Source organism: Streptomyces sp. NPDC060198, from assembly GCF_042728415.1.
Lineage (GTDB): Bacteria > Actinomycetota > Actinomycetes > Streptomycetales > Streptomycetaceae > Streptomyces.
The window spans coordinates 1-3,433 of the sequence record NZ_JBHWZJ010000548.1 but is presented as its reverse complement, the minus strand read 5'-3'; the positions used below and the strand labels follow the sequence as shown (position 1 = coordinate 3,433).

The 3,433-nt window shown below is 72.2% G+C and carries 3 protein-coding genes; 2 read left to right on the top strand and 1 reads right to left on the bottom strand.

Going from position 1 to position 3,433, the window contains the following annotated elements; translation table 11 throughout:
• Nucleotides 1-507 precede the first annotated feature (507 nt).
• Entirely contained in the window at nucleotides 508-1,098 is a 591-nt protein-coding gene (locus tag ACFWEP_RS33195; protein ID WP_387375799.1) for a hypothetical protein, read from the bottom strand.
• Between the two features lie 285 nt (nucleotides 1,099-1,383).
• Between ACFWEP_RS33195 and hemL the strand changes: the two genes are divergently transcribed.
• Nucleotides 1,384-2,691 carry a glutamate-1-semialdehyde 2,1-aminomutase gene (gene hemL, locus ACFWEP_RS33190; protein WP_387375797.1) on the top strand — a complete coding sequence of 436 codons (1,308 nt, stop codon included), beginning with the start codon at nucleotides 1,384-1,386 and terminating at the stop codon, nucleotides 2,689-2,691.
• Nucleotides 2,688-3,377: a histidine phosphatase family protein gene (locus ACFWEP_RS33185; protein ID WP_387375795.1), complete on the top strand. Its 690-nt coding sequence runs from the start codon at nucleotides 2,688-2,690 to the stop codon at nucleotides 3,375-3,377. The genes hemL and ACFWEP_RS33185 overlap by 4 nt, the downstream gene beginning before the upstream one ends.
• Nucleotides 3,378-3,433 lie beyond the last annotated feature (56 nt).

The window sequence follows — 3,433 nt, the reverse complement described above, 5'->3', positions numbered from 1 at the left end:
CGGGGCCCGCCCGGGGCGCCGGGGGGGCGGTGCTCCCCCGGGGCGGGGCCCGGCGCCCCCCCCGGGGGGGGGGGGGGGCGCGGGGGGGGGGGGGGGGGGGGGGGGGGGGGGTGGCGCCGGCGCCACCAGCTCGCGCCCACGGCGTACGCGCCACCGGCGAGGACCAGGGCGGGGACGGACAGGGCCGGCAACACATCGCCCACGGCGGGACCTCCTTCAGCGGATGTCCTCTTGTGTCGGCAGATTCCGGTGCCCGACTGGAGATCGTTCTTCGGCCAATGAATGGCCGGATGACTACTGATGGATGCGCGTGCCGAGCAGATGCGCTCCGGTGCACCCGGGCGCGTACCCCGGAAGGCCGGCGCCCCTGGAAGCGCCCCGCAGGGGTGTGGTCACCGATCCCGCGCGGTGCGTGCGCGTCCTACGCCCGACGCGACCCGCGCGTCCGGCGAGTTCCGTACGACCGGCGCGCCGCGGATGTCTCGTACGTCTTGGGCGTCTTGTACGTCAGGGCCACACCAGGCAGTACGCCTGGTGGCCCGCGTCGTGCAGGCGGACGGAGAAGTCCTGCCACTCGTGGAGGAGGCGGTAGACGTTGAAGGCGTCACGCGGGCCGCCGCGATCGGGGACGGTCGACCATATGAAGGCCGCCGCGCCCACCGTCTCCTCGCCCACGTCACGCAGGGGGTCGACCACGGTCATCGGCAGCTTCACCACCGCGTAGTCGGGGTGGAGGACGACGAGCTCCAGCGGCGGGACCTGGTGCAGCGGGATTCCCTGTATCCCGGTGAGGACCATGGCGGCCACCGTCTCCGGCTTGATCTTGGTGAACATGCCCCCCATGCCCAGCTCGTCGCCGCCCAGCTCCTCCGGGCGCATCGAGATGGGTACGCGTGCGGCGGTCGCCCCGTCCGGGGCACCGAAATACTTGTAGGTCACCCCCACCCGGCCACCGCTCCTGATCCCGGGACCGCCGCCGGCCTCCGGGACCGGTCTGCTGCCCTGTACGCGTTCAGCATCGCGTCGGTGCCGCCCACGCCGCGCAGGCTCGGGCCCCAGGCCGTCGGTGCCTTCGCCCACTCCGCCACCGCGATGCATATTTCATCCACCCGACTACTTCTTAGGAGACACAGCCCCACCGCGCAACCCGATCATCGTGTCAGTGACCTCCCCACCAGGCGTGCGGCGAAACACCTGCCCGCGAGTCCGCGCGCGCCTCTGACACCATGGCATGTGTGAGCTTTCCCCATGACGCCCCAGTTTCGCAGACGCGAGGGGGCTGACGCCCTTTCGTGATACGAGGAGTGCGCGCTCCTTGGCTCACCGGTGGCCGCGATGTCCCCACCAGCCCTCCGACCCCCCGAATCGCAGATCAGGACCAAAGTGGCGTATTCATACGAAGCCCCAGTTTCACAGTCGCTCTTCGACCGCGCGTCCGTCGTGACGCCCGGTGGCGTGAACTCGCCGGTGCGCGCCTTCAACGCCGTAGGCGGTACGCCCCGGTTCATGGTGTCCGGAACCGGTCCGTACCTCACCGACGCGGACGGTCGCGAGTACGTCGACCTCGTCTGCTCGTGGGGGCCGATGATCCTCGGCCACGCCCACCCCGAGGTCATCGGCGCCGTCCAGGCGGCGGTCGGCCGGGGCACCTCCTTCGGTACGCCGGGTGAGGGCGAGGTCGCGCTGGCCGAGGAGATGGTGGCCCGCGTCGAGCCCGTCGAGCAGGTGCGCCTGGTCTCCTCCGGCACCGAGGCGACCATGTCCGCGATCCGGCTGGCGCGCGGCTTCACCGGCCGGGCCAAGGTCGTGAAGTTCGCCGGCTGCTACCACGGGCACGTCGACGCGCTGCTGGCCGCCGCCGGCTCGGGCGTCGCCACCTTCGCACTGCCCGACACCCCCGGCGTGACCGGCGCGCAGGCCGGGGACACCCTGGTGCTGCCCTACAACGACCTGGAGGCCGTCCGCGCGGCCTTCGCCGCGCACCCCGGCGAGATCGCCTGTGTGATCACCGAGGCCGCCGCGGGCAACATGGGCGTCGTCCGGCCGGTGGACGGCTTCAACGCCGGGCTGAAGGAGCTGTGCGCCGCCGAGGGCGCGCTGTACATCTCCGACGAGGTCATGACCGGGTTCCGCACCTCGAAGGCCGGCTGGTACGGCATCGACGGCGTGCGGCCCGACCTGATGACCTTCGGCAAGGTCATGGGCGGCGGCTTCCCGGCCGCGGCCTTCGGCGGCCGCGCCGACGTCATGGCGTACCTCGCCCCGGCCGGCCCCGTCTACCAGGCGGGCACCCTCTCCGGGAACCCGATCGCCACCGCCGCGGGCCTCGCGCAGTTGCGGCTGCTCGACGACGCCGCGTACGCGAAGGTCGACGCGGTCTCCGCCGAGCTCCAGGGCCTGGTCAGCGGCGCGCTCAGCAAGGAGGGCGTGGCGCACCACGTGTCCACGGCGAGCAACATGTTCTCCGTGTTCTTCACCGACGAGCCGGTCCGGAACTACGCCGACGCGAAGAAGCAGGAGGCGTTCCGCTACACCGCCTTCTTCCACTCGATGCTCTCCCAGGGCGTCTACCTGCCGCCCTCGGCGTTCGAGTCCTGGTTCGTCTCGACCGCCCACGACTCGCGGGCCGTCGAGCGCATCGCCGACGCCCTGCCCGCCGCCGCCCGCGCCGCCTCGGAGGCCACCGCATGAGCGAGAACGGTTCTCAGGACATCACCGTCGTCCACCTGATGCGCCACGGCGAGGTGCACAACCCGGAGGGCGTGCTCTACGGGCGCAAGCCCGGGTACCACCTCTCCGAGCTGGGCCGGAAGATGGCCGACCGGGTCGCCGAGCACCTGGCGCAGCGCGACATCACCCATGTCGTCGCCTCCCCGCTTGAGCGCGCCCAGGAGACCGCCACGCCGATCGCCAAGGCGCACGGCCTGGACCTCGCCACCGACGGGCGGCTGATCGAGGCCGCCAACGTCTTCGAGGGCAAGACCTTCGGCGTCGGCGACGGCGCGCTGCGCAAGCCGGACAACTGGAAGCACCTCACCAACCCCTTCAAGCCCTCCTGGGGCGAGCCGTACGTCGAGCAGGTCGTACGGATGATGGGCGCGCTGGACGCCGCGCGCGACGCGGCCCGGGGCCACGAGGCGGTCTGCGTCAGCCACCAGCTGCCGATCTGGATCGTGCGCAGCTTCGTGGAGCGCCGACGGCTCTGGCACGACCCGCGCAAGCGGCAGTGCACCCTCGCCTCGCTGACCACCTTCACCTACCAGGGCGACAAGATCGTCTCGGTGGGGTACTCCGAGCCCGCCCGCGACCTGGTGCCCGCGCACCTGCTCGCCGGGGCGAAGCCGGTCAAGGGCGAGTCGAAGGCGTTCGGCGCCTGAGGACGCGTCCCGACAGGGCGTGAACGATCCCGGGGGCGGGCCACTCACCGTGGCCC